Genomic DNA, 21720 nt, shown 5'->3' with positions numbered 1-21720 from the left:
CTGGTAATGAGGGACGGTAGATGTCCAAAGAAGTTTTGTTCTCGAGCTATTTTTGTGTACTGAAATTTCACCACTTCATTTGCGTAGTAATCCGTTGTGGTGGGGTTTCGAAAGTTATGCATGAATTGCCAGTGATCTGGTTGGAAAATATTGTGAAAATTATCAGAAATAAATGAAGAGTTTATGCCGTATTTCATTATTGATTGATGGATGAAGTTTTTTTCGATGAAGTCTATGTGCTTTTTTACTGCTTCGCTATCTAGGTTAAAGCGTTCTTCTAAGTTTTGATCGTAATAAGAGATGTTTGGTTCAGCGTTTTGTCGGCCTGACGTTAATGGTCGATGCGGATTTGTTGTTGATGTGCGCCCAAGGCCATTTTCATCAAAAAAAACCACCGGACTATTCTTCACCATCAAATACCGATTCAGCCCATCCACATTCCCCGCCGGATCCGGACTCATCCACCGTTGCAACCACGGTGCGTAATATCGATAACCATAGTAATAAAGCCCTGTCGCATCCCGCTCCTTTCCTGAATAACGACGAACCTTGTCTCTCGATTCCAATGCACTGTTGCCAGCCCACCACGCCGTGCCGCCAAACGGGTAAAAACCTTCCTGGTTCAATAGCCTGGCATTTTCATCCAACTCCAGTGTGCAGGAACCAAGCAAGTCGCTGAGGCTGARTCGCAGTTGATCATTCTTTACGTCCTTTGGAGGGGGCACTGTCCAGTGCATCATCCGTACCTGGCTACGTCCCGCGTCGGCTGTAATCGCATGTCGTTCTTCACCGTGCACGGCGTCGATGTGAATTTCCAGCCCCGGTAAATAGCGTGTCTCAGCAAGTAAGGTGCGACGGCCGGTGTGGGTGATGCGCACCTTACGCAGGCGTTGTCCTCGCGGGCCATAGATGTAGCGCTCATGGTCATCAGGCCCGTCATCGCGCTTGACCATCGTGACCTCACTCAACTGCTGACGACCGTCCCAGCGGATGAACTGGCCAGGTTGCAGTTGTTGTTGATTGCCGCAGGGATCAAACCCATTGGCGATGTCCTCCTCGTCGAGCCATGCGCTGTTCTCTTGCAGCGCAAGGCTGCGGTTGCTGGTACTGGAGACTTTCATGCTGATGGTCGGTGCGCCGCAGTGGTGGCGGGTGAGCAGGTTGCCGGCGGCATCGTAGTCGAAAGTTTGTGTGTAATGGGTCAGTTGATTCGGGTCCAGCGGAGTAGGCAGCAATGCCGGGAGCGCGGGACCGTAAGTGGCGGGCATCACTTGCCTGCCACTGGCTTCGACCAGTTGGTACAGGCTGTCGTAACGATAACGGTTGATCGGTTCGACCCGCTGGTTTTTGAAAAATCGAATGGGTTGTGCCGCGTCTTCCACATGAAGGATGTTGCCGACCGGATCGTAGCGGTAGTGCAAATCCTGGAGTGGGGGGCTGCCAGGCACGGCGCTCACCAGCCGAATCGGACGGCCATCGTCGGCTGCATAAAAAACGCGGGTAATTACGCCATTGCCAGCAGTTTCATTGTCTATCTGTCCGGCGGCGTTGTAATGGATGTCACTGACCAATAGGCGAGGTACTTGCCCGGCGCTTTCCAGCTGCAACCGGCTCTCCTTGAGCTGGCCAGCTACCGAATAAGCAAATTCCCGGTAGTTGTCTTTGGCATCGGTCTGGCTTTGCGAGTCGCCGGTGGCGGTGTAACGCCAGGTGGAAACAAAAGCCTCGCCAACTWCCAGCAATGCCTCGCGTAATTGAATGTCGAGCGGCCAGTCAGGCGTATCAAGGCTGCTGAGAAACTGCCGGGTTTCAACCAGCATTTCGCCGTGAACGGCAAATTCGCTCAAATGCTGACTGCCGGCATCATCATCGTGGCGTATCAGTTGGCCGCATTGGTTGTGTGCCGCACATCCATGGCTGGCCAAACCGTAGGTGAATCGCTCGATGACTCGAGTCGGTTCATTGACCAACTTTTCACTGAGGGCAACCGGTCGTTGAAGTCGATCGAATCCCGTTTGATGCCAAGTGCCACGACTGTCCCATCGAGACACCATGGATTGAGCTTCATTGGGCAGGCTCAACAGCCAACCGGCATCGACACTGTCACTCAATAGCGTCTGGCCCGTAAGGCTGAAGATCGTCGCGAGGTTGGGGGCGGGGGCGTTGCCCCAAAGGCGCGGATCCCAATGCGCCACCAGACGTTCGGCAGGGTCGAATACTTGACGGGTGATTCGGGTATCGGAGGGCTGCTCCACCTGCTCTCGGCAGTAAGCCACCTCACGTACGGTCAAACCGCGCGCGTCCGTAACCGTCAAAGTTGGCGTGCCTTTGTGGTGAAGCGCCCGGTAAGTCATCGTGGTACTTCGCTACCTGCCCAATGCCCGGAAACCAGCATGCCTGCCAATCGAGGCGCGGGATACTGTAAGAACTAACAGGTTTGGCGATTTAGAGATGCACTTCCACCGCCAGCGGCAAATGGTCGGACAGGTGCGTCCACGGCTTGTGCCCGAGTATTTGCGGCTCGTGGCTGCTGGCATTGCGCAGGTAGACACGGTCCAGGCGCAACAAGGGAAACCGCGCGGGGTAGGTTTTGGCCGGACGGCCATGGTGGCGTTCGAAGGCTTCGTGCAGATAATCGCGACGTGCCAGGGCGGCATTGCCCTGCAGCTGCCAGTCGTTGAAGTCGCCGGCAATGATCACCGGCGCCTGCTCGGGCAGGGACTCAAGGAGTTGGCAGAGCAACTGCAACTGCAGCTGACGATGACTTTCCAGCAGGCTGAGGTGCACGCAGATGGCATGGACTTCACTATGCCCCGGCACGTCCAGCACGCAGTGCAGCAAGCCACGGCGTTCCGGGCCGGTAATGGAAACATCGAGGTTTCGGTACTCGCGGATCGGGTATTTCGACAGCAGGGCATTGCCATGATGACCGTCGGGATAGACGGCATTGCGTCCATAGGCGAAGTCGCCCCACATGCTGTCGGCGAGAAATTCATATTGCGAGGTTTGTGGCCAATCGTTGTAGCGGGAGGAATACCGGTCGTGTTCGCCGACGACTTCTTGCAGAAACACCAGGTCTGCCGACGTACTGCGCACCGCTTCACGCAACTCTGGGAGGATGAAACGCCGGTTGAGTGCGGTAAACCCCTTATGGGTATTGACCGTCAGCACGCGAAGCCGATGAATCGCCGGGGGTGTGTTCAATGGCGTTGATTGGGCTACCTGCCGTTTTGAATGACTGGCCACATCCACTCCTCTGATTCAGGGCTGCTTATGTATGCGACTGATGCGTCGGCAGGCAGTTCAGTCTGATGGGTTGCGCTTTCAAACCAACACGATTTCATAAGGCAAGCGGATACGCTCGAGCAGCGCCCGCGGCAGCAATGGCGCGAGGCCGATGGCCGGCTCGCCGTCGAGTTGGCTGGCGTAGGCGTGGATGGCGTGGCTCTTGCGGGCGACGGTCCAGGTATCGAGGCGCACCTTGCGCGCACGATGCCAGGGAATCGACTCCCGGTCCCGTGCCGGCCAGTGCCAGGCCCAGAGCGGTACGTCGTTGTAGGATGCCCCAGCGTTGGCCGCGGCCCTGGCGCTGGCCCGGCCGACGATGTCGTGGTCGAGGTTGCCGTCCTCGCACCAGGTGCTGAACACCACATCACCTGGACGCAGGTAGCGCGTGATGAATCGGGCGATCTGTTCTTCGTGTTCCACCAGGGCGTTGTCGGTAAACCCGCCACGAATCCACTTCAGGCTGTGCATCGGCAAACCGAGTCGGCGGATGGCTTCCACGCTTTCCTGGGGACGAAATACGCTGAGGCGTTTTTCCGACCACTGCCGAGAGCCTGGATGGCTGGCGCTGCCGTCGGTGATCGAGATCAATTGCAGCGGGTGGCCCAGGTTGCTGAGCAATTGCAGCAGGCCGCCGCAGGTCACGACTTCATCGCCGGGGTGCGGGGCAATGAGCACCGCGCGTGAGCCGGTGGGCACCAGGGATTGGGTGCTGATGACCGGGATGCTGTCCAGTTGCGGGGCACTGTTCCAGATTTGTGATGGCAGGCTGGCTTCGTTGAAGGAAACGGATTTCATGGGGATTACGTCCTTGTTGTGTTTCGCCTTCAGTCGTGCGCGAGCCAGGGCCGGCAGACCCGAGAGGGCTCGTTGAAAGCAATGTGCGACAAGCCAAACCCTGGATTGGCGCGAATCGAGTATTGCTCATGTAACGCTATTCGTCGCGTCGCGAGCTTATCCAGAATGATTTTTCCGCTCTGCGGTGTTGCGGCCATGAATACCTGGAGTCTCTTTTACTCTTCTTCCTCATGCTGCAGTTCGAACAGCAGCAACGAGCGGCCGGTGACCGAGTACTCGTGGCCAAACTCGAAGCGCTCCTGGCCGTGGATCGACGGCTGGTTGGTGTCGATCATGCACGTCCAGAAACCGCCGTCAGGCACCTCCGGTAGCCGGAAATTGACGATGTCGTGATGCGCGTTGACCACCAGCATCAACGTTGCGTCGGCGCCTTTGCGGCGAATGCCGGTTTCCTGGGCGCGGCCATCGAGCAGCATGCCCAGGCAGCGATTATGCGCATCGTGCCAATGCCTGGTGGTCATGTGCGTGCCGTCCGGCGCCAGCCAGGTCACGTCCTTGACGCCGATGTCTTCGTTGAAATTACCCACCAGGAAACGCCCGCGCCGCAGGATCGGGTAGGTCAGGCGCAACTTGATCAGGCGTTTGACGAACTTGAGCAGGGCCTTGCCGTCTTCGCTGAGGTCCCAGTTCACCCAGCCGATCTCGCTGTCCTGGCAGTACGCATTGTTGTTGCCGTCCTGGGTGCGGGCGAATTCGTCGCCGGCCACCAGCATCGGCGTGCCCTGGGCCAGCAGCAGGGTGGCGAAGAAATTGCGCATCTGCCGATGGCGCAATGCGTTGATGTCGGGATCGTGGGTAGGGCCTTCGACGCCGTGGTTCCACGACAGGTTGTTGTTGCTGCCATCCTGATTGTCTTCGTCGTTGGCCTCGTTGTGCTTGTCGTTGTACGACACCAGGTCGTTGAGGGTGAAGCCGTCATGGGCGGTGACGAAGTTCACCGATGAGTAGGGCCGCCGGCCACGCTGATTGAACATTTCGCCCGAAGCGGTCAGGCGGCTGGCAAAGTCCGCCAATTGCCCGTCGTCGCCTTTCCAGAAGGCGCGCACGGTGTCGCGGAATTTGTCGTTCCACTCGACCCAGCCCGGCGGAAAATTGCCGACCTGATAACCACCGGGGCCGCAGTCCCAGGCTTCGGCGATCAGTTTGACCTGGCGCAGCACCGGGTCCTGGCGGCAGGCCACGAGGAAACTGTGGCGTTCGTCGAAACCGTCGTGGTAACGCCCCAGAATGGTCGCCAGGTCGAAGCGGAAACCGTCCACGTGCATTTCCGAGGCCCAGTAGCGCAGGGAGTCGGTGACCATTTGCAGTACGCACGGGTGGCTCAGGTCCAGGGTGTTGCCGGTGCCGGAATCGTTGATATAGAAGCGCTTGTCATCGGGCTTGAGGCGGTAGTAGGACGCGTTGTCGATACCGCGCATGGACAGGGTCGGGCCTTGCTCGTTGCCCTCGGCGGTGTGGTTGTAGACCACGTCGAGGATCACCTCCAGATTGGCTTCGTGCAGGTGCGCGACCATTTCCTTGAATTCGGCAATCTTGCCACTGGCCAGGTAACGCGGGTCGGGGGCGAAAAACGCAATGCTGTTGTAGCCCCAGTAATTGGTCATGCCCTTGTGCAACAAATGCTGGTCGTTGACGAACGCGTGGATCGGCAGCAACTCCACGGTCGACACGCCGAGTTTGCGGATGTGCTCCAGCACGTCATCGACCATCAACCCGGCAAAGGTGCCGCGCAGGTTTTCGGGGACGGCAGGGTGACGCATGCTGAAGCCGCGCACATGGGTTTCATAGATGATTGTCTTGTCCCACGGCACGCTGACGCGGTGGTCGTGGCCCCAGGTGTGCGCCGGGTCGATGACCTTGCATTTGGGCACGAAGGGCGCGCTGTCCCGTTTATCGAAGCTGAGGTCGGCGTCGGGGTGGCCGATGGTGTAGCCGAACAGCGCTTCGGACCATTTCAGCTTGCCGACCAGTTGTTTGGCGTAGGGGTCGATCAGCAGTTTGTTGGGGTTGAAGCGATGGCCGTTGGCCGGGTCGTACGGGCCGTAGACGCGATAGCCGTAGATTAGCCCCGGATGGGCGTCGGGCAAGTAGCCGTGGTAGATCTCGTCGGTGTATTCGGGCAGTTCGATGCGTTCGAGTTCCACCTCGCCGGCGTCGTCGAACAGGCACAGTTCAACTTTGGTGGCGTGGGCGGAAAACAGCGCGAAGTTGACGCCCAGTCCATCCCAGGTGGCACCCAGCGGAAAGGGCAGGCCTTCGCGGATTCGCGTGGCTTCGGCACGCGGGGCTGGCGTGGCGGCTTTCTTTGGGCTGGTCATAAGTGCTCCTGCAGACGGGATACATGTGGGAGCGAGCTTGCTCGCGATGGCGGTTCAACATGCAAGACCTATGTTGGCTGACACTCCGCYATCGCGAGCAAGCTCGCTCCCACAGGTGTTTTTTGGGGCGAACAGGTGTGCCACGCAGTCAGTCAGGGCAAACGCTGTGTGGATCAAACCGCTGGCGGTTTTCGCGCAGCCCGAGGCTTTTTCTCGGCGGTCTTTTCTCCCGGCGGGATTACTTTCGAGGCCGCTGCAGGCTTGGCTTTGGTTTTGGGCGCAGCGACTTTGCTCTCACCAGCCTTGCCATTGGCCGTTTTGCTGACCGGGGTTTTAATCGCCGCTGCCTTGGCTGGTTTTTTGGGGGCCAGGGCTTCAGCTTCTGCCAGTTTGCGCGCCATCTCCCAGTGGCGGGCCTCCTGGCCCTCGGGTTTTCCTTCGGACTCCCAGATCTGATAGGCGAACTCGCTGATGCGTTTATCGTTGGTACTCATCGCAATGCTCCTGAACTGAACTCAAGTGTGGGTAGTTTGAATAAAGAGATTGACCGGGAAATCCCCTAACGCGGCGCTGACCAGCAGCTCCCTGTGTTGTGTGACTGCGACGCCGGAAAAAAGTCCCTTCAGATTTTCGTCAGGGACGGTGAACGGCAATTTGACCCGGGTATCGCCCCACTGCGGCGCGTGGACCTGTGGCTCGGCACTGTTTTCCAGCAGTTCGGCACAACGTATCGGCACAATCACGATGGCGCGTTTTCCCTCCCGTTCACGGACAAAACCCAGCACTCGATGGGCTTCGCTGCCCACCACTTCCAGGGCCTGGTAAGTGCCACGCCGAAACAGCTCGGCATGCTCGGTACGCAAACCCAGGGTGCGCGCAATCAAGGCCTGCTTGATGCGCCCGTCACGCCAGTTCAGCAACAAGTCCGGCAGGTCCACCGCTTGCTGCAGTGCCTGCTGGCGGCTGGCGTAATCCACCGGGCGACGGTTGTCCGGATCGACCAGGCTGAAGTCCCAGAAATCGTTGCCCTGATACAAATCCGGTACGCCGGGCACGGTCATGCRCAGCAAGGTTTGCGCCAAACCGTTGAGTGCACCGGGGACGGCAATCGAACGGGCAGCCTTGGCCAGGGCCGTACGCAACAACTCGCCTTCGGGGCTGAGCAACAGGCGCTGGATGAAGTCCTCGCTCGCCTGCTCACAAGGGTCATTGGGTGCGTTCCAGCTGCTTTGCAATTTGGCTTCGCGCAGGGCCTTGCGTTGCCACTGGCAGAGGCGTTTTGCGTAGTCCTCTAGCGCCGGCGGATGATCGACAGCCAACTCCAGCGGCCAGCTGCCAAGAATCGCTTGATACAGAATCAACTCATCGCCCGCCGACGGCACTTGATCGTCACTGCGCAGTGGCCGGGCGAGGGTGCGCCACAGACCGATCTGGTCGGCGTACCAGTCGCTGCGCTCGCTCAATACCGCCAGCCGCGCCCGTGAATCTTCCCCGCGCTTGTGATCGTGGGTGGCGCTGGCCAGCAGATTGTCCGGGAAGGTGTCGAGGCGCTCGATGCAGGCTTGATGAAAGTCGGCAACCGGCGCACTGAACTGCTCGGTGTTGAATCCCACATCGTTGCGCGAGAGCAGGACCGCCGACCGATAGAACGCGGTGTCTTCCACCGCTTTCGCCGCGGCCGGCGAGGTCAGTTGCTGGAAACGTACGCAGGCGTGCTTGAGGCGTTTGCGCTCGCGACCGGCCGGGCGCTGCCGCCAGGGTTCACCGCCGAGCCAGCCGGCCAGGCAGTCGAGCACCGGCCAGTCCGCCTCACCCAGGGTTTGCCGGGCACCGTCCATGGCCCGTTGGAAAAACACCTCGTCCTGGGCCGACCGGCCGAGGGCGCTGATGTAGGTGCGGTACACCGGAAAATGCACGATCAGCGCCTGCAAGGCCCGGCGAATGGCGCCGAGGGTCAGGTCGCGGGTCATGAGATTGTCCCGGGCCACTTGCAGCAAGGCCTGGGCGACGCTTTCGAAATCCCCGGCGAGGGAGCCATTGAGGATTTGCTGACGGGCCAGTTGTGCTTCCCGGGAGAAGTCGGCGGGCCGCTCGCTGTGGTAATGCCAGAGTTCGGCCAGTGTCTGCGCACCCCGGGGATCGTGTTGCAGCAGTGACAACTGGTTCATGAACTCGTAACCGGTGGTGCCGTCCACCGACCAGTCGCGATGCAGGGTTTCGCCTTCGCCGAGGATCTTTTCGACATAGATGGGCAGGTGGCGCCCCGGGGACAGGCTGTCGATCCGACGGCGCAGTTTTCGGCAGTAGCCCCGCGGGTCGGCAAGGCCGTCGATATGGTCGATGCGCAACCCGTCGATCAGCCCTTCAGCCACCAGTTGGAAGATCTTCGCGTGGGTGGCTTCGAACACGGCGGGACGCTCGACGCGCAGCCCACCGAGTTCATTGATATCAAAGAAGCGCCGCCAGTTGATGTCGTCGGCGGCGGTGCGCCAACTGGCCAGGCGATAGCTCTGGCGCTCCAGCAGGTTGTGCAGGCGCTGGAAGCCTTCGCGGGTCACTGAGTCGTAGTTTTTCAGGTGTTGGTCAATGGCTTGGGCAATGGCCGGATCGCTGACCAGGTCGCGTAGTTCTGCTTTCAGCGGTCGCGCCTGGCTGTGGGCATCGGTCTGGTAGCTCAGGGTGCTGAAGCGATCGGCCAGGGATTTGAGTTGTTCGGCCTGTTGCGTATCGAGCGGCGCATCGACCTTGAGCAGCTCGCCGTAATCCCAGGGGCAAATGGGAAAGCGGTGTTCGTAGTACTCGACATGAAAGCTTCCGTGCCAGGCATCGAAGCGCAGGGGSAGGGTGCCGTCCTGCAACGCGACGCCATAGTCGCTGCCCAGAAACGGCAGGAGCAACTGGCCCTCCATCAACGGGTCGGGCGAGTGCCACTGGATGTCGAAAAACTCGCCGTAGGGGCTCAGGCGCCCCCACTCCAGCAAATCCAGCCACCAGGGATTATCACTGCCGCCGACCGCCATGTGGTTGGAGACGATATCGAGGATCAACCCCATGTTGTGCCCGTGCAGGGCACCGACCAGACTGCGCAGCGCCACCTCACCGCCCAGCTCCGGATTGACCCTTGTCGGGTCCACCACGTCATAGCCGTGCGTCGATCCGACGCGCGCGCGCAACAGCGGGGAGGCGTAGACATGGCTGATGCCGAGACGGGCGAAATACGGCACCAGTGGCACCGCATCTTCCAGCGTGAAGCCTTTATGAAATTGCAGGCGCAACGTGGCGCGCAGTGGTCGGCTCGGCACTTGAGTCATCGATCACGCTCGGCCGCCTGAAGTCGCGCACAGGCGAGCAGTTCCAGACGCCGCGCGGCATCCGCTCCATCGAGCAGGGCCTCGCTGTATCCGGGCAAGCGCCGCGACCAGTTCGGGTGAGTATCGATGGTGCCCGGCAGATTGGCCTGTTGTTCCACGCCAAGGGCATCTTCCAGTGGCAGCAACACCAACGGCGACCGGGTATGGCCGAGGAAGCGCACGCTGGCGTCGAGCACCTGGTCGGTTTCGTGGGACTCTTCGCGAAAGTTCTGCGGGTCCTGGCTCAACGCCCGGCGCAGGCCCTCACGCTCGCGCTCGCGGTGCTGGCGCCATTCGATTTCAGTGCTGGCATCGACCATGCCGAGCCGGGCGTTCCAGTCGATATCGCGGCCATGCCACCAGCCGTTGAGGGTGGGCAGGTCATGGGTGCTGGTGGTCGCCAGGGCGTTGTCCGGCCAGTCGAGGATCGGCTTGAAGTGCGTGTTGTCCTGTTCGAACAGCAATACCCGCATGCCGAGCATCGAACGGGCGATGAGTTTTTCCCGCAGGCCGTCCTGCACGGTGCCGAGGTCTTCACCGAGGACGATGGCCTGGTGACGATGGGATTCCAGGGTCAGCAAACGCAGCAGATCGTCCACCGGGTAATACAGGTAAGCGCCGTCGGCTGGCGGCGAGCCATTGGGGATCACCCACAAACGCTGCAAGCCCATGACATGATCGATGCGCAAGCCTCCGGAGTGGGCGAAGTTGGCCCGCAACATTTCGATGAAGGCCCGGAAACCATTGCGCACCAGGCCTTCAGGGGAGAACGCGGAAATCCCCCAGCCCTGGCCAGTGCGGTTGAGAATGTCCGGTGGTGCACCGACGGTGAGGGAGGCGAGCAGTTCGTCCTGACGGCTCCAGGCCTGGCTGCCGCCGCCATCGGCACCGACGGCCAGATCGGCAATCAGGCCGATGCTCATGCCGCTGGCGCGGGCGGCGGTTTGCGCGCGCTCCAGGCAGCGCGTGATCAGCCACTGGCAGAAGGCGAAGAAGCCGATGCGCCCGGCATTTTCTTCGGCGAATGCCGCCAGTTCGGCGCTGCGCGGGTTGCGCCAGGGTTCGGGCCACTGCCGCCAGTCGAGGTGTTCACCGCGGGCGGCGCGAGCCTCCTGGATGGCTTCGAAGCGGCAGTGGTTTTCCAGCGCTTCGCCAGCGGCGTGACGAAAACTGCTGAAGTCTTCGTGCAACGGGTGTTCACCCTGGACGAAGCCTTCATACAGGGTCTGCAACAACCGATGCTTGGCTTCGGCGGCGGCCGGCCAGTCAATCAGCGGACGTTCTTCCAGCGCCTTGAGTTCAATGGCCAGGCCGGTTGCATCGATGGCGGTACGCAGGGCGCGTTCGCCGAGAATGGTTCCGGGGGCGCAGTAAAGGCTGTTGAGAAACAAACGGCTGGACGGCGAATATGGGCTATAGCGTTGGGTGTCACTGGAAAACATCGCATGCAACGGGCTGATCGCCAGCGCCTCGGCGCCACGCTCACCGGCCACCCGGGCGAGGTCCTCCAGCGCCTGGGTGTCACCAAACCCGCCATCACCGGGGCGGCGCAAGCCATACAACTGCACGCTCAGGCCCCAGGCACGAGGAATGGGGTTATCCACGGCATCGGCCACGCTGTAACAACGGGATGGGGCCACCGCCAGAGTGAAGGTTTGTCCGTCGATGCCGACCTGTTGATAGCCGACCGGTACCAGCCCCGGCAGCACCGCGTTGGCGTCCAGTTTCAGGTTGAGCCGCGAACCGTCTTCGAGGTGGATTTCGCAAGGGGTCTGGGGCTCGAAATAACGCGCCAGGTCCAGGCCCACCCCGACATCGGCGGTGATCAATGGCGGCAAGTGATGGGTCTGTTGCGCCGCTTGCAACTCCAGCAGGCTGGTGTCGATTTCCTGGGCACTGCCGGCCGGGTGGCCAAGGCCGCTCAGCACGTTGCGCAACACTGAAGGCGCGACTTTTTGCGGGCGACCGTTGGCGTCGATCCAGTCGACCGCGAGGCCGGCACGGCTGGCCAGGATTTCCAGTTGCGCATCACTCATGGACGCTCTCCATACGGGGTAGCAAAGGGGCTGCGGCGGCGAGGCTGACGAGCGCGCAATACGGGGCAAGGGTGCCCTGGTCCAGAAGGCCGGCGCTCTCTGGCGGGTATTCGAACAACCGCGCGGCACCGGTCTGTGAGGTGTGGCCTACGGGCCTGTCGCTGAGGTTCAGGTCAATGCGCAGTTGGCTGCCATCGCCCAATCGCCAGGCTGCACTGATCGCGCCTTCGCCCAGCACGTCGGTGCCCAGTGCCTGGGTGCCCGGCAAGTGCGGGACGATGAGCCGGTGACGGATCTGCAACAGTCGGCAGTACAGGTCGTGCATCTCGCTGTGGCCGATCGAGGGCAGGACAGGGCGGGACGCCGCAAATGTCTGCGGATCGTTCGGGTCCGGAATGTGTTCGCGTTGACGCGGGTCCGCAAACGCGCTGAACGCCGCGAACTCGTTGCGCCGGCCATCGCGTACCCGTTTTGCCAATTCACCGTGATGGCTGGTGAAAAACAGAAAGGGTTGTTCGACGGCAAACTCGTCACCCATGAACAGCAGCGGAATCATCGGCGACAGCAGCAGCAACACCGTGGCGGCCTGCAGCGCTTGCGGGTGGGCGAGTTGATGCAGGCGCTCGCCGAAGGCCCGGTTGCCGATCTGGTCATGGTTCTGCAAAAACAGGATGAATGCGCCGGGGGGCAAATGCCCGCTGGGTTCACCGCGTGCCACTCCATGGCGGTTGAGATGGCCCTGGAACACGAAACCCTGGCTCAGGCAGCGCGCCAGTTGTTCGGTGGGGTTTTGCGCGTAGTCGGCGTAATAGGCGTCGGTTTCGCCGGTCAGCAATACGTGCAGGGCGTTGTGGCCGTCATCATTCCATTGCGCGTCGTAACCCTGTTCGAGCAGGCTGGCCTGGTTGTGTTCGTTCTCGACCATCAGCCACACATGCCGCGCCGGTCCCGTCTGCTGGCGCACCCGTTGCGCCAGTTCCTGGAGGAAATCTGGATCTTGGATGGCGTGCACCGCGTCCAGGCGCAATCCGTCGAAACGGTATTCCAGCAGCCACATCAAGGCGTTTTCGATGAAGAAGTCCCGTACTTCGCGACGGCGCAAGTCGATGGCCGCGCCCCACGGCGTGTGTTGGTCTTCGCGAAAGAAAGCACTGGCATAACGATGCAGGTAATTGCCGTCCGGGCCGAAGTGGTTGTAGACCACGTCGAGAATCACCGCCAGACCGTGGCCGTGGGCGGTGTCGATCAAGTGCTTGAGCTGCTCGGGTGAGCCGTAGGAAGCCTGGGGCGCATAGGGCAGGACGCCGTCATAACCCCAATTACGCTCACCGGGAAACTGCGCGATGGGCATCAGTTCGATCGCGGTGACACCCAGTTCGACCAGGCGCGCCAGATGCTGCTCGACGGCGCTGAAGCCGCCGAGCGCACCGACATGCAGTTCGTAGATCACCGCTTCGTTCCACGGCCGTCCCAGCCAGGTACTGTGTTGCCACGCATAGGTCAGCGGATCGACCACCACGCTGTGCCGGTCGATATCGCCGGCCTGAGCGCGGGAGGCCGGGTCGGGCACTTCCAGTTCGCCGTCGATGCTGTAGCGGTAACGCGTGCCCGCTGCGCATCGGATGTTGCTCACGAACCAGCCGTCGGCCTGGGGCAGCAACGGCAAGGACTGTCCATTTTCCAGTTCGACACTGACGTAAAACGCATCTGGCGCCCACAACGCAAATCGCGTGTGCTCTGCGTCCAGCATGATTGCGCCGTGGGGCCAGGTCTCAAGGGTCCGTAACGGCATCTTGAAAGCCTCTTACTGTTTGTTCGATTTCCCCAATGCTTTCGCCACAAGCTGTTCATAGAGTTCGGCGTAGGGTTCGACCGCCTTGCACCAGTTGAACGGCGCGGCCATGGCCCGGCAGCGCATGGCGTGCAGCAGGTCGGGAAAGGCGAATACCTTGAATGCGCGACTCAGGGCTTCCTGATAGCTCTGCACCGTGGATTCATCGAACAGGAAACCGGTCACGCCGTTCTCGATGGTGTCGGCCAGGCCACCGGTGTTGCGTGCCACCGGCAACGAGCCGAAGCGCTGGGCGTACATCTGGCTCAGGCCGCATGGCTCGTACCGCGAAGGCATCAGCAGGAAGTCGCTGCCAGCGAACATGCGGCGGGCGTCGGTTTCGTTGAAGCCGATGCGCACGCCGATCTGCCCGGGGAAACGCAGGGCCAGTTCGCGCATCGATTGTTCTTCTTCCGGCTCGCCACGGCCGATGATCGCGATCTGCCCGCCGTTTTTGACGATGTACTCGGACACCGCCTCGGTGAGGTCCAGGCCTTTCTGATAAACCAGCCGCGAGACCACTGCAAACAGTGGACCTTCGGAATCTTCCAGGCCGAACAGCTCGCGCACATGAGCGGCGTTCACGGCCTTGCCATCCCAGTCGCCGATGTTGAACGGGCAGAACAGGTGCGGATCGGTCGCCGCATCCCAGCTTTCATCGATGCCGTTGGGAATGCCGCTGAGCAGGCCTTGCTGGGTCTTGGCGGCGAGAAAACCGTCGAGACCGCAGCCGAAATCCGGGGTGGTGATTTCCTGGGCGTAGGTCGCGCTAACCGTGGTGATGTGGCTCGAATAGGCCATGCCGGCCTTGAGGAACGACATCTTGCCGTAGAACTCCATGCCTTCCTGCTGCAGCGCGTGATGGGGGATGCCCAATTCGGGGCACGACCCCAGGCTGGTTACGCCCTGGTACGCCAGGTTGTGGATGGTGAACAGGGTGGGTGTGCGCTGTCCACGCCAGTGCATATAAGCAGGGGCCAGGCCGGCCGGCCAGTCGTGGGCGTGCACCAGGTCCGGGCACCAGTGGATTTGCGCGAGGTTGGCGGCAATATCGGCCGCCGCCAGGCCCAGGCGGGCGAAACGGATATGGTTGTCCGGCCAGTCGCGGCCGTTGTTGGCGCCGTAGGGCGAACCTTCGCGCTCGTAGAGTTCGGGGCAGATCAGTACGTAAATGACCAGACCGTCGGGCATGTCCATGCGCCCGATCTTGCACGGTGGCAACGCCGCATGACCGCCAAGCTCACCGATGATATGAATGGGGTTCTCGCTGTGCAGCACCTGCGGGTAACCCGGGATCAACACCCGCACATCGTGCAGATGGGCCATGGCCCGTGGCAGCGCCGCGGAAACGTCGCCCAGACCACCGGTTTTCACCAGGTCGGCAATTTCCGAGGTGACGAACAGGACTTTCTTACGGTTCGGATTGTGCTTGGCTGCCGGGGTCAGGGTCCTGGTGCCTGGAACACTGACGGGTTGGGTGTTTGCGGCAGTAACGGCGCTCGATTCGCCGACCTGATGAGCACGCTCTCCCTGTATTTCCAAAGCCGTACTGATCATATGAATCTCCCGTGTTGTTGATCTAATTCTTAGGTCTGGCAAACGGTGTTCCATGGCCAATTCCCGTGGCCGGCGCAAATGCGCTACGCATCAGTGAGCAAGCGCTGCCCAATGCGTCGAAGCAAAAGGGTTGAATGAGCCGTTGCAAAGATTGCACCAGTCGCAACGCACCTTCTTGTCAGAGGACCGATCGGGATTGGAAAAAGTTTCGACTGTTTTTCCATTTTGTGACCGATCGGTTTCGTCTCGAGAAAATGAGTCTAGGCCAGAACTTAGAGCGGTAAAGGCCGGATGGCAAAATTGTTCGACAATCGGTTTGTAGCGGGACGGACGTGCCTGATTGAGGTGCAATCRCCCCGACGAAGTGCATGTTTTTTTGCGTTTTGGCCTCAAAAAGTCACTGGGCAGTCACATAAATGTGCGACACGATTCAGCATGCGCGCACCATTGTGGTGCGCGTCGTGAGTCCCGCATTTGGCCGAACCGCTGCCTTACTGCCCACCTTGATGCCTTGTTATAGTTCGGGCCTCATTTTTGCCCGCAAAAGGATCACTGGCATGTCTCAGTACAGCGCGTTCAACGTCGAACTGGTCGATAAAATCGCCCATGTGCAGATCGACCGCCCGGAGAAGATCAACTCGATGAACGCTGCGTTCTGGAGCGAGATCGTCGAAATCTTCCAGTGGATCGACGACACCGATGAAGTGCGCGTGGTGGTTCTCAGCGGCGCMGGCAAGCATTTCTCCTCGGGTATCGACCTGATGATGCTGGCTGGCGTGGCCAACGAACTGGGCAAGGACGTCGGACGCAATGCGCGACTGCTGCGGCGCAAGATTCTCACCCTGCAAGCGTCGTTCAATGCCGTCGATAACTGCCGCAAACCGGTGCTTGCAGCGATTCAGGGCTACTGCCTGGGTGGCGCCATCGACCTGATTGCCGCGTGCGACATGCGTTATGCCGCCGATGACGCACAGTTTTCGATCAAGGAAATCGACATCGGCATGGCCGCCGACGTCGGCACGTTGCAACGCTTGCCGCGGATCATCGGTGACGGCATGCTGCGCGAACTGGCTTACACTGGTCGCACGTTTGGCGCCGACGAGGCGCGGGGCATGGGCCTGGTCAATCGCGTCTACAGCGACAACGCCAGTCTGCTCGACGGCGTCATGGGCATTGCCCGCGAAATCGCCAGCAAGTCGCCGATCGCCGTCACCGGCACCAAAGAGATGATCAGCTACATGCGCGACCATCGCATCGATGACGGCCTCGAATACATCGCTACCTGGAACGCCGCCATGCTGCAATCCACCGATCTGCGTGTGGCCATGGCCGCCCATATGAGCAAACAGAAACCCGAATTTCTGGATTGATTAACCATGATTCCTCGCTGGACCACCGCAGTACTGGACACCGATCAACCCGGCGGCTGGGCCATTGCGCGCAGCCCCGAAGGCTTTCTGTTCGATGACAATGGCGCACTGTTCGCGCGCGAATGGCTGAAGCGCCAGGACCTGTCGATTATTGCCGAACATGGCATCGGTCATCTCGATGGCGAGCCGGTCTATCTACTGGAGCTGCGCAGTCACAGCGAAGTGCCGGGCTGCAACTGGAAAGGCCTGCGGGCGTTCATGCTGGAGGGCGATCACACGGTCTACAAGGTGCTCGGTTACGCCGCACAGATCGGCACCTGGGCCCGCGAGCATCGTTTTTGCGGCAATTGTGGGCAGGCGACCCATCAGGTGGTGCGTGAGCGGGCGATGTACTGCGAGCCTTGTGACTTGCGCTATTACCCGCGGATTTCGCCGAGCATGATCGTGCTGGTGACCCGCGGCGACGAGATTCTGCTGGGGCGTTCGCCGCGTTTTGTGCCGGGGGTCTACAGCACCCTGGCCGGGTTTGCCGAACCGGGCGAATCGGCCGAGGACTGCCTGATTCGCGAGGTTCGCGAAGAGGTGAGCATCGAGGTCCGGAACATCCAGTACATGGGCAGCCAGTGCTGGCCGTTCCCGCACTCGATGATGCTCGGCTTTCATGCCGAATACGCCGGCGGCGAGATCGTCTGTCAGGAAGACGAGATCGAGGACGCCCAGTGGTTCAACGTGCACGAGCTGCCGCCGTTGCCGGCGTCACGCTCGATTGCCCGTTACCTGATCGACCTCTATGTGGCGCGGCGTTTAGGCCACGCTGAACCAGTGCTGCCAGGCTAGGCGCACGGTCAGGCCCAGCACCACGGTGATGAACACCGGGCGAATGAATTTCGCACCGCCGCTGATGGCGGTGCGGGCACCAAGGAACGCGCCGACCATCAACGACGAGCCCATGCACAGGCCGATGATCCAGTCCACCTGACCGGAAAAGATGAAGATCGACAGCGCTGCCGCGTTGCTGACGAAGTTCATGCTGCGCGCCACGCCGCTGGCCTTCACCAGGTCGACGGGGTAGAGCAGCAGGCTGCTGACGGTCCAGAACGCGCCCGTGCCGGGACCGGCCACGCCGTCATAGAAGCCGAGGCTGAAGCCCTGGGTCGACTGCCACTTTTTCTTGATCGGTGCATCGCTGTCCACTGGCGCTTTCGGCGTGCCGCCAAACAAAAGATAAACGCCACAGGCGAAAACGATCACCGGCAGCATTTTGTTCAGCCACTCCGCCGGCAGGTAGTGCGCGACCACGGCACCGGTCAGCGCGCCGACCAGGGTACCGATGATGGCGTGTACCCATTGCGCGGGGTGGAACAGCTTGCGGCGGTAGAAGGTGAAACTGGCAACCGCCGAGCCGAAGGTCGAGCTGAGTTTGTTGGTGCCCAGCACCAAGTGCGGCGGCAGGCCGGCAGTCAGCAAGGCCGGGGTGGTCAACAGGCCACCGCCACCGGCGATGGCGTCGATGAAACCGGCAACAAAAGCGACAAGGGCCAGGATGGCCAGGGTGGAGAGGTCAACGCTGAGTTCGAAAGACATGGGCTCGGCTTATTCGGCGGGTGCAGAAAGGGCTGCGGGGAAGGGGCGACATGTTACCTGTAACCTTTGCGTGATGCTTTGTGAACAACACAAAAACTGTGGGAGCGAGCTTGCTCGCGATGGCGTCATCAAATTCAACAATGATGTTGAATGTTAGATTGCTATCGCGAGCAAGCTCGCTCCCACAGGGATTAGTGCGAATTCAAACTACAGGCCCAGATCCGACAGCCCCGGATGATCGTCAGGACGACGCCCCAGCGGCCAGTGGAACTTGCGCTCGCTTTCCTTGATCGGCATGTCGTTGATGCTGGCGAAGCGGTGGGCCATCAGGCCGTCCTCGTTGAACTCCCAGTTTTCGTTGCCGTAGGAGCGGAACCAGTTGCCCGAGTCGTCATGCCATTCATAGGCATAACGCACGGCGATGCGGTTGTCGGTAAAGGCCCAGAGTTCCTTGATCAGCCGATAATCCAGTTCCCTGGCCCATTTGCGGGTCAGGAAAGCTTTGGCTTCTTCGCGGTTGTGGGCGAACTCGGCGCGATTGCGCCATTGAGTGTCCAGGGTGTAGGCCAGGGACACGCGCTCGGGGTCGCGCGAGTTCCAGCCGTCTTCAGCCAGGCGAACTTTTTCAATCGCCGATTCACGGGTGAAAGGGGGTAATGGCGGACGAACTTCGGCATCAGACATTTCAAGTCTCCGTATCAAGTTAAAGTTCAAACATTGTGTCGAGCTTGATTGAGTTGCTACAGGTCCAATAACTTTCGCGCCATGCATTGCGCATTATCGGCGGCACTGTGATCACCCATTACAAGCGCCACGGTAATGGCACCATCGATCAGGATCAGCAGTTGTCTGGCCAGCGTCTGCGGATCCTCGGCACCATATTCGGTACACAGCTCGCACACGTAGTCGAGCAGCTTCTGTTTATGCTCTTTGGCGACCAGGCGCACCGGGTCTTGTGGGTCGCCGGTTTCGCCACTGGTGTTGATGAAAGCGCAGCCGCGGAAACCGTCGGAGGCGAACCAGGACTTGAGTACGGTAAACAGGTTGAGCAGTCGCTCGGCCGGGGTTTGTGCCTGGCCGACTGCGCCTCTGTACCAGTGCATCCAACGCTGGTCGCGGCGTTGCAGGGCGGCCACCACCAGTTCGTCCTTGTTGGCGAAGTAGCGGTAGATGCTTTTTCTGGAGACGCCGGCGGTTTTCACCAGAAGATCCATGCCAGTGGCGGCAATGCCACTTTTGTAGATCAACTTCTCGGTGACATCCATAATGATGTCGCGTGTGTCATTGCTGGTGATTTCGTTCATGTGGCTAACAGTAGAATGATCGTTCTCCATGGTCAATAGGTGTTTTTGTAGTGCCTGATAAATGGTCTTCGCGAGCAGGCTCGCTCCCACAGGAGAATGCATTTCAATGTAGGAGCGAGCCTGCTCGCGAAGGGGACATTACAGACGGTAACAAGACCCGAACCTTTGCATGGTGTAAGCTCTCGGGTTCTTCGGATTCGACCCAATTGCGAGCCCTATGCCGTCGCTTTTCAAACGCTCCCTGCTGCCCAAGTTGCGCAGTTTTCCGCTGGCGGCCGATGCCGTTAGCGTTCTCTCCGGCGCTGCAGAATTCCGTCATTGCCTGTTGGAGAAAATCGCCAGCGCGACCCGGCGCATTTACATCGTTGCGCTGTACCTGCAACAGGATGAAGCCGGCCAGGAAATTCTCGATGCCTTGCACGCGGCCAAGCTGGCACGTCCGGAACTGGACGTGGTGGTCGTCGTCGACTGGCTGCGCGCCCAGCGCGGCCTGATCGGTGCCGGCAAGCAACCGGGCAACTCCGCCTGGTATCAGGAAATGACCCGCACCCACGAAAGTGTTGTGCCGGTCTACGGCGTTCCGGTACAAACCCGCGAACTGTTCGGCGTGTTGCACCTGAAAGGTTTCGTGATCGATGACTGCGTGATCTACAGCGGCGCGAGCCTGAACAACGTCTATCTGCACAAGTTCGACAAGTACCGCTACGACCGCTATCACCTGCTGCACAATCGTGAACTGGCCGATTCGATGCAGCATCTGGTGCAGCACGGCCTGGTGGCGTCCAAGGCGGTGCACCGCCTCGACCTGCCGAACCTGCCGACCACCCGCAGCCTGCGCAATGACATCGGCGACCTGCGCAGCCGCCTCAAGCACGCGGCCTACGACACCACGCGGGGCACCACCGACCGGACCGGTTTGTCTGTCAGCCCCTTGCTCGGCGTCGGCAAGAACAATCCGCTGAACCGGGTGATCTGCGAACTGATCGCCAGCGCCCAGCAGCAACTGACCATTTGCACACCGTACTTCAACCTGCCGCTGGCGATCATCCGCGAGATCAACCGCGCACTGGCCCGTGGGGTGAAGATCGACATTGTGGTCGGCGACAAGACCGCCAACGATTTCTACATTCCGCCGAGCGAACCGTTCCGGGTCATTTCGGCGCTGCCGTACCTGTACGAAATCAGCTTGCGCCGGTTTGCCAAGCGCCATCAGCGCAACATCGACAGTGGGCAGTTGAACCTGCACCTGTGGCGTGATGGTGACAACACCTATCACCTCAAGGGCATGTGGATCGACCGGCGCTATACCTTGCTGACCGGCAACAACCTCAACCCGCGGGCGTTTCGACTCGATCTGGAAAACGCCTTGTTGATCGATGATCCCCATGGCGAACTGCTGGAGCCGCGTCGTAAAGAGCTGACGGAGATCTTCCAGCACACTCGGCGTATCGAGCACTTCCAGAACCTGGAAACCCTCGCCGAGTACCCGGCGGGCGTGGCCAAGTTCCTCAAGCGCGTGAGTCGTGTGCGGATCGAGCGGTTGCTCTATCGCATCCTCTGAAAAAGATCGCAGCCTGTGGCGACTGACGCCTTCGCGGGCAAGTCGAATCGTCGCACCGCCGCTCCCACAAAATCAGCGTCGAAACACAGTGCTGTGATCGACGTGAAACCCTGTGGGAGCGGGCTTGCTCCGGGCGGCGTTCCGACGATGGCGGCCTGCCAGCCGACCTGATTTCGCGGATGTATCACTGCGTAGGAGCTGCCGAAGGCTGCGATCTTTTGATCTTGTTTGTCAGTAATAAAGCCAAAAGATCGCAGCCTCGTTCCACTCGACAGCTCCTACAGGGCAATGCGCACGCATGAAGAACCAGGCCGGCCGGCAGGCCGCCTCGGACGCTGTTGCGGTSYACGCCCCCTCGWGAGGCCGAGYGSAGGTTCTGCGYAGTGGKCAACCCGGCATGGATGCCGGGTTAGCCGCCGCCGGCCCAGAGTGTGTAAAAACTGGTTCAAACATCGTCGACRCGTAGCGYCGACGATGTTTGGCTGGCTAAYTACACCTAAAGCGYTCTTCGTAGCTCCARCCCGCTTTTAATGCCACYAGTAACGCTTCTCAGCTCGTCCATCGGGCAAAACAGGGGGCTTTTCAGGCCGCCAGCGCTTTCATCAGATTCTGCGCGCCGAGGATTTTCATCACCCGTTTCAAGTTATAAACGAGCACGTTCAAGCT

Annotated in this window: 15 protein-coding genes; 3 read left to right on the top strand and 12 right to left on the bottom strand. The window is 60.5% G+C overall.

Going from position 1 to position 21720, the window contains the following annotated elements:
- From AC1DVH_RS14725 to glgA, 9 genes are all read right to left on the bottom strand, one after another.
- A partial coding sequence (locus AC1DVH_RS14725; RefSeq protein WP_477754425.1) for an RHS repeat domain-containing protein occupies positions 1–2291 on the bottom strand: 2291 nt, incomplete at its 3' end.
- 154 nt (positions 2292–2445) lie between these two features.
- Positions 2446–3246: an endonuclease/exonuclease/phosphatase family protein gene (locus tag AC1DVH_RS14720; protein ID WP_477754424.1), complete on the bottom strand. Its 801-nt coding sequence runs from the start codon at positions 3244–3246 to the stop codon at positions 2446–2448.
- A gap of 78 nt (positions 3247–3324) precedes the next feature.
- Positions 3325–4083, bottom strand: a complete 759-nt coding sequence (locus tag AC1DVH_RS14715) for a PIG-L deacetylase family protein (RefSeq protein WP_477754423.1) — start codon at positions 4081–4083, stop codon at positions 3325–3327.
- A 215-nt stretch (positions 4084–4298) separates the two neighbouring features.
- Positions 4299–6461, bottom strand: a complete 2163-nt coding sequence (gene glgX / locus AC1DVH_RS14710) for a glycogen debranching protein GlgX (protein WP_477754422.1) — start codon at positions 6459–6461, stop codon at positions 4299–4301.
- 173 nt (positions 6462–6634) lie between these two features.
- Positions 6635–6955, bottom strand: coding sequence for a DUF2934 domain-containing protein (locus AC1DVH_RS14705; RefSeq protein WP_477754421.1), 321 nt, complete (start codon positions 6953–6955; stop codon positions 6635–6637).
- Positions 6956–6976: 21 nt separating this feature from the next.
- Positions 6977–9772, bottom strand: coding sequence for a malto-oligosyltrehalose synthase (locus AC1DVH_RS14700; RefSeq protein WP_477754420.1), 2796 nt, complete (start codon positions 9770–9772; stop codon positions 6977–6979).
- Positions 9769–11847 (bottom strand): 4-alpha-glucanotransferase, encoded by a 2079-nt coding sequence (gene malQ / locus AC1DVH_RS14695; RefSeq protein WP_477754419.1) that lies wholly within the window; start codon positions 11845–11847, stop codon positions 9769–9771. Before malQ ends, AC1DVH_RS14700 begins: the two co-directional genes overlap by 4 nt.
- Entirely contained in the window at positions 11840–13639 is a 1800-nt protein-coding gene (gene treZ, locus AC1DVH_RS14690) for a malto-oligosyltrehalose trehalohydrolase (protein ID WP_477754418.1), read from the bottom strand. Before treZ ends, malQ begins: the two co-directional genes overlap by 8 nt.
- 12 nt (positions 13640–13651) lie before the next feature.
- Positions 13652–15235, bottom strand: a complete 1584-nt coding sequence (glgA, locus tag AC1DVH_RS14685; RefSeq protein WP_223461124.1) for a glycogen synthase GlgA — start codon at positions 15233–15235, stop codon at positions 13652–13654.
- A gap of 557 nt (positions 15236–15792) precedes the next feature.
- Here glgA and AC1DVH_RS14680 point away from each other — a divergent pair.
- On the top strand, positions 15793–16605 hold the full coding sequence (locus tag AC1DVH_RS14680; protein ID WP_477754417.1) for a crotonase/enoyl-CoA hydratase family protein: 813 nt from the start codon (positions 15793–15795) through the stop codon (positions 16603–16605).
- Between the two features lie 6 nt (positions 16606–16611).
- The gene (nudC, locus tag AC1DVH_RS14675; protein ID WP_477754416.1) at positions 16612–17442 is read left to right on the top strand and encodes an NAD(+) diphosphatase; all 831 of its coding nucleotides are present in this window, start codon (positions 16612–16614) and stop codon (positions 17440–17442) included.
- Here the strand turns inward: nudC and AC1DVH_RS14670 are convergent.
- The 3 genes from AC1DVH_RS14670 to AC1DVH_RS14660 all read right to left on the bottom strand — a co-directional run bounded on the left by AC1DVH_RS14670 (position 17410) and on the right by AC1DVH_RS14660 (position 19493).
- Positions 17410–18189, bottom strand: a complete 780-nt coding sequence (locus AC1DVH_RS14670; RefSeq protein ID WP_477754415.1) for a TSUP family transporter — start codon at positions 18187–18189, stop codon at positions 17410–17412. The genes nudC and AC1DVH_RS14670 overlap by 33 nt on opposite strands.
- Positions 18190–18396: 207 nt before the next feature.
- On the bottom strand, positions 18397–18873 hold the full coding sequence (locus AC1DVH_RS14665; RefSeq protein ID WP_477754414.1) for a nuclear transport factor 2 family protein: 477 nt from the start codon (positions 18871–18873) through the stop codon (positions 18397–18399).
- A gap of 56 nt (positions 18874–18929) precedes the next feature.
- Positions 18930–19493: a TetR/AcrR family transcriptional regulator gene (locus AC1DVH_RS14660; protein ID WP_477754413.1), complete on the bottom strand. Its 564-nt coding sequence runs from the start codon at positions 19491–19493 to the stop codon at positions 18930–18932.
- A gap of 217 nt (positions 19494–19710) precedes the next feature.
- Between AC1DVH_RS14660 and pssA the strand changes: the two genes are divergently transcribed.
- Complete coding sequence (gene pssA, locus AC1DVH_RS14655) at positions 19711–21054, top strand: CDP-diacylglycerol--serine O-phosphatidyltransferase (protein WP_477754412.1); 1344 nt, start codon at positions 19711–19713, stop codon at positions 21052–21054.
- The last annotated feature ends 666 nt before the right edge of the window (positions 21055–21720 follow it).

The organism is Pseudomonas sp. P4_C3 (genome assembly GCF_056402075.1).
Note: the sequence above shows the minus strand (reverse complement) of the source record. Positions and strands in the feature narration are given on the sequence as shown.

Coding starts and splice junctions, on each gene's coding strand:
- glgA (WP_223461124.1), bottom strand. CDS start 15,235: ATGATCAGTACGGCTTTGGAAATACAGGGAGAGCGTGCTCATCAGGTC.
- AC1DVH_RS14670 (WP_477754415.1), bottom strand. CDS start 18,189: ATGTCTTTCGAACTCAGCGTTGACCTCTCCACCCTGGCCATCCTGGCC.
- pssA (WP_477754412.1), top strand. CDS start 19,711: ATGCCGTCGCTTTTCAAACGCTCCCTGCTGCCCAAGTTGCGCAGTTTT.
- AC1DVH_RS14705 (WP_477754421.1), bottom strand. CDS start 6,955: ATGAGTACCAACGATAAACGCATCAGCGAGTTCGCCTATCAGATCTGG.
- AC1DVH_RS14665 (WP_477754414.1), bottom strand. CDS start 18,873: ATGTCTGATGCCGAAGTTCGTCCGCCATTACCCCCTTTCACCCGTGAA.
- AC1DVH_RS14715 (WP_477754423.1), bottom strand. CDS start 4,083: ATGAAATCCGTTTCCTTCAACGAAGCCAGCCTGCCATCACAAATCTGG.
- malQ (WP_477754419.1), bottom strand. CDS start 11,847: ATGAGTGATGCGCAACTGGAAATCCTGGCCAGCCGTGCCGGCCTCGCG.
- nudC (WP_477754416.1), top strand. CDS start 16,612: ATGATTCCTCGCTGGACCACCGCAGTACTGGACACCGATCAACCCGGC.
- glgX (WP_477754422.1), bottom strand. CDS start 6,461: ATGACCAGCCCAAAGAAAGCCGCCACGCCAGCCCCGCGTGCCGAAGCC.
- treZ (WP_477754418.1), bottom strand. CDS start 13,639: ATGCCGTTACGGACCCTTGAGACCTGGCCCCACGGCGCAATCATGCTG.
- AC1DVH_RS14660 (WP_477754413.1), bottom strand. CDS start 19,493: ATGAACGAAATCACCAGCAATGACACACGCGACATCATTATGGATGTC.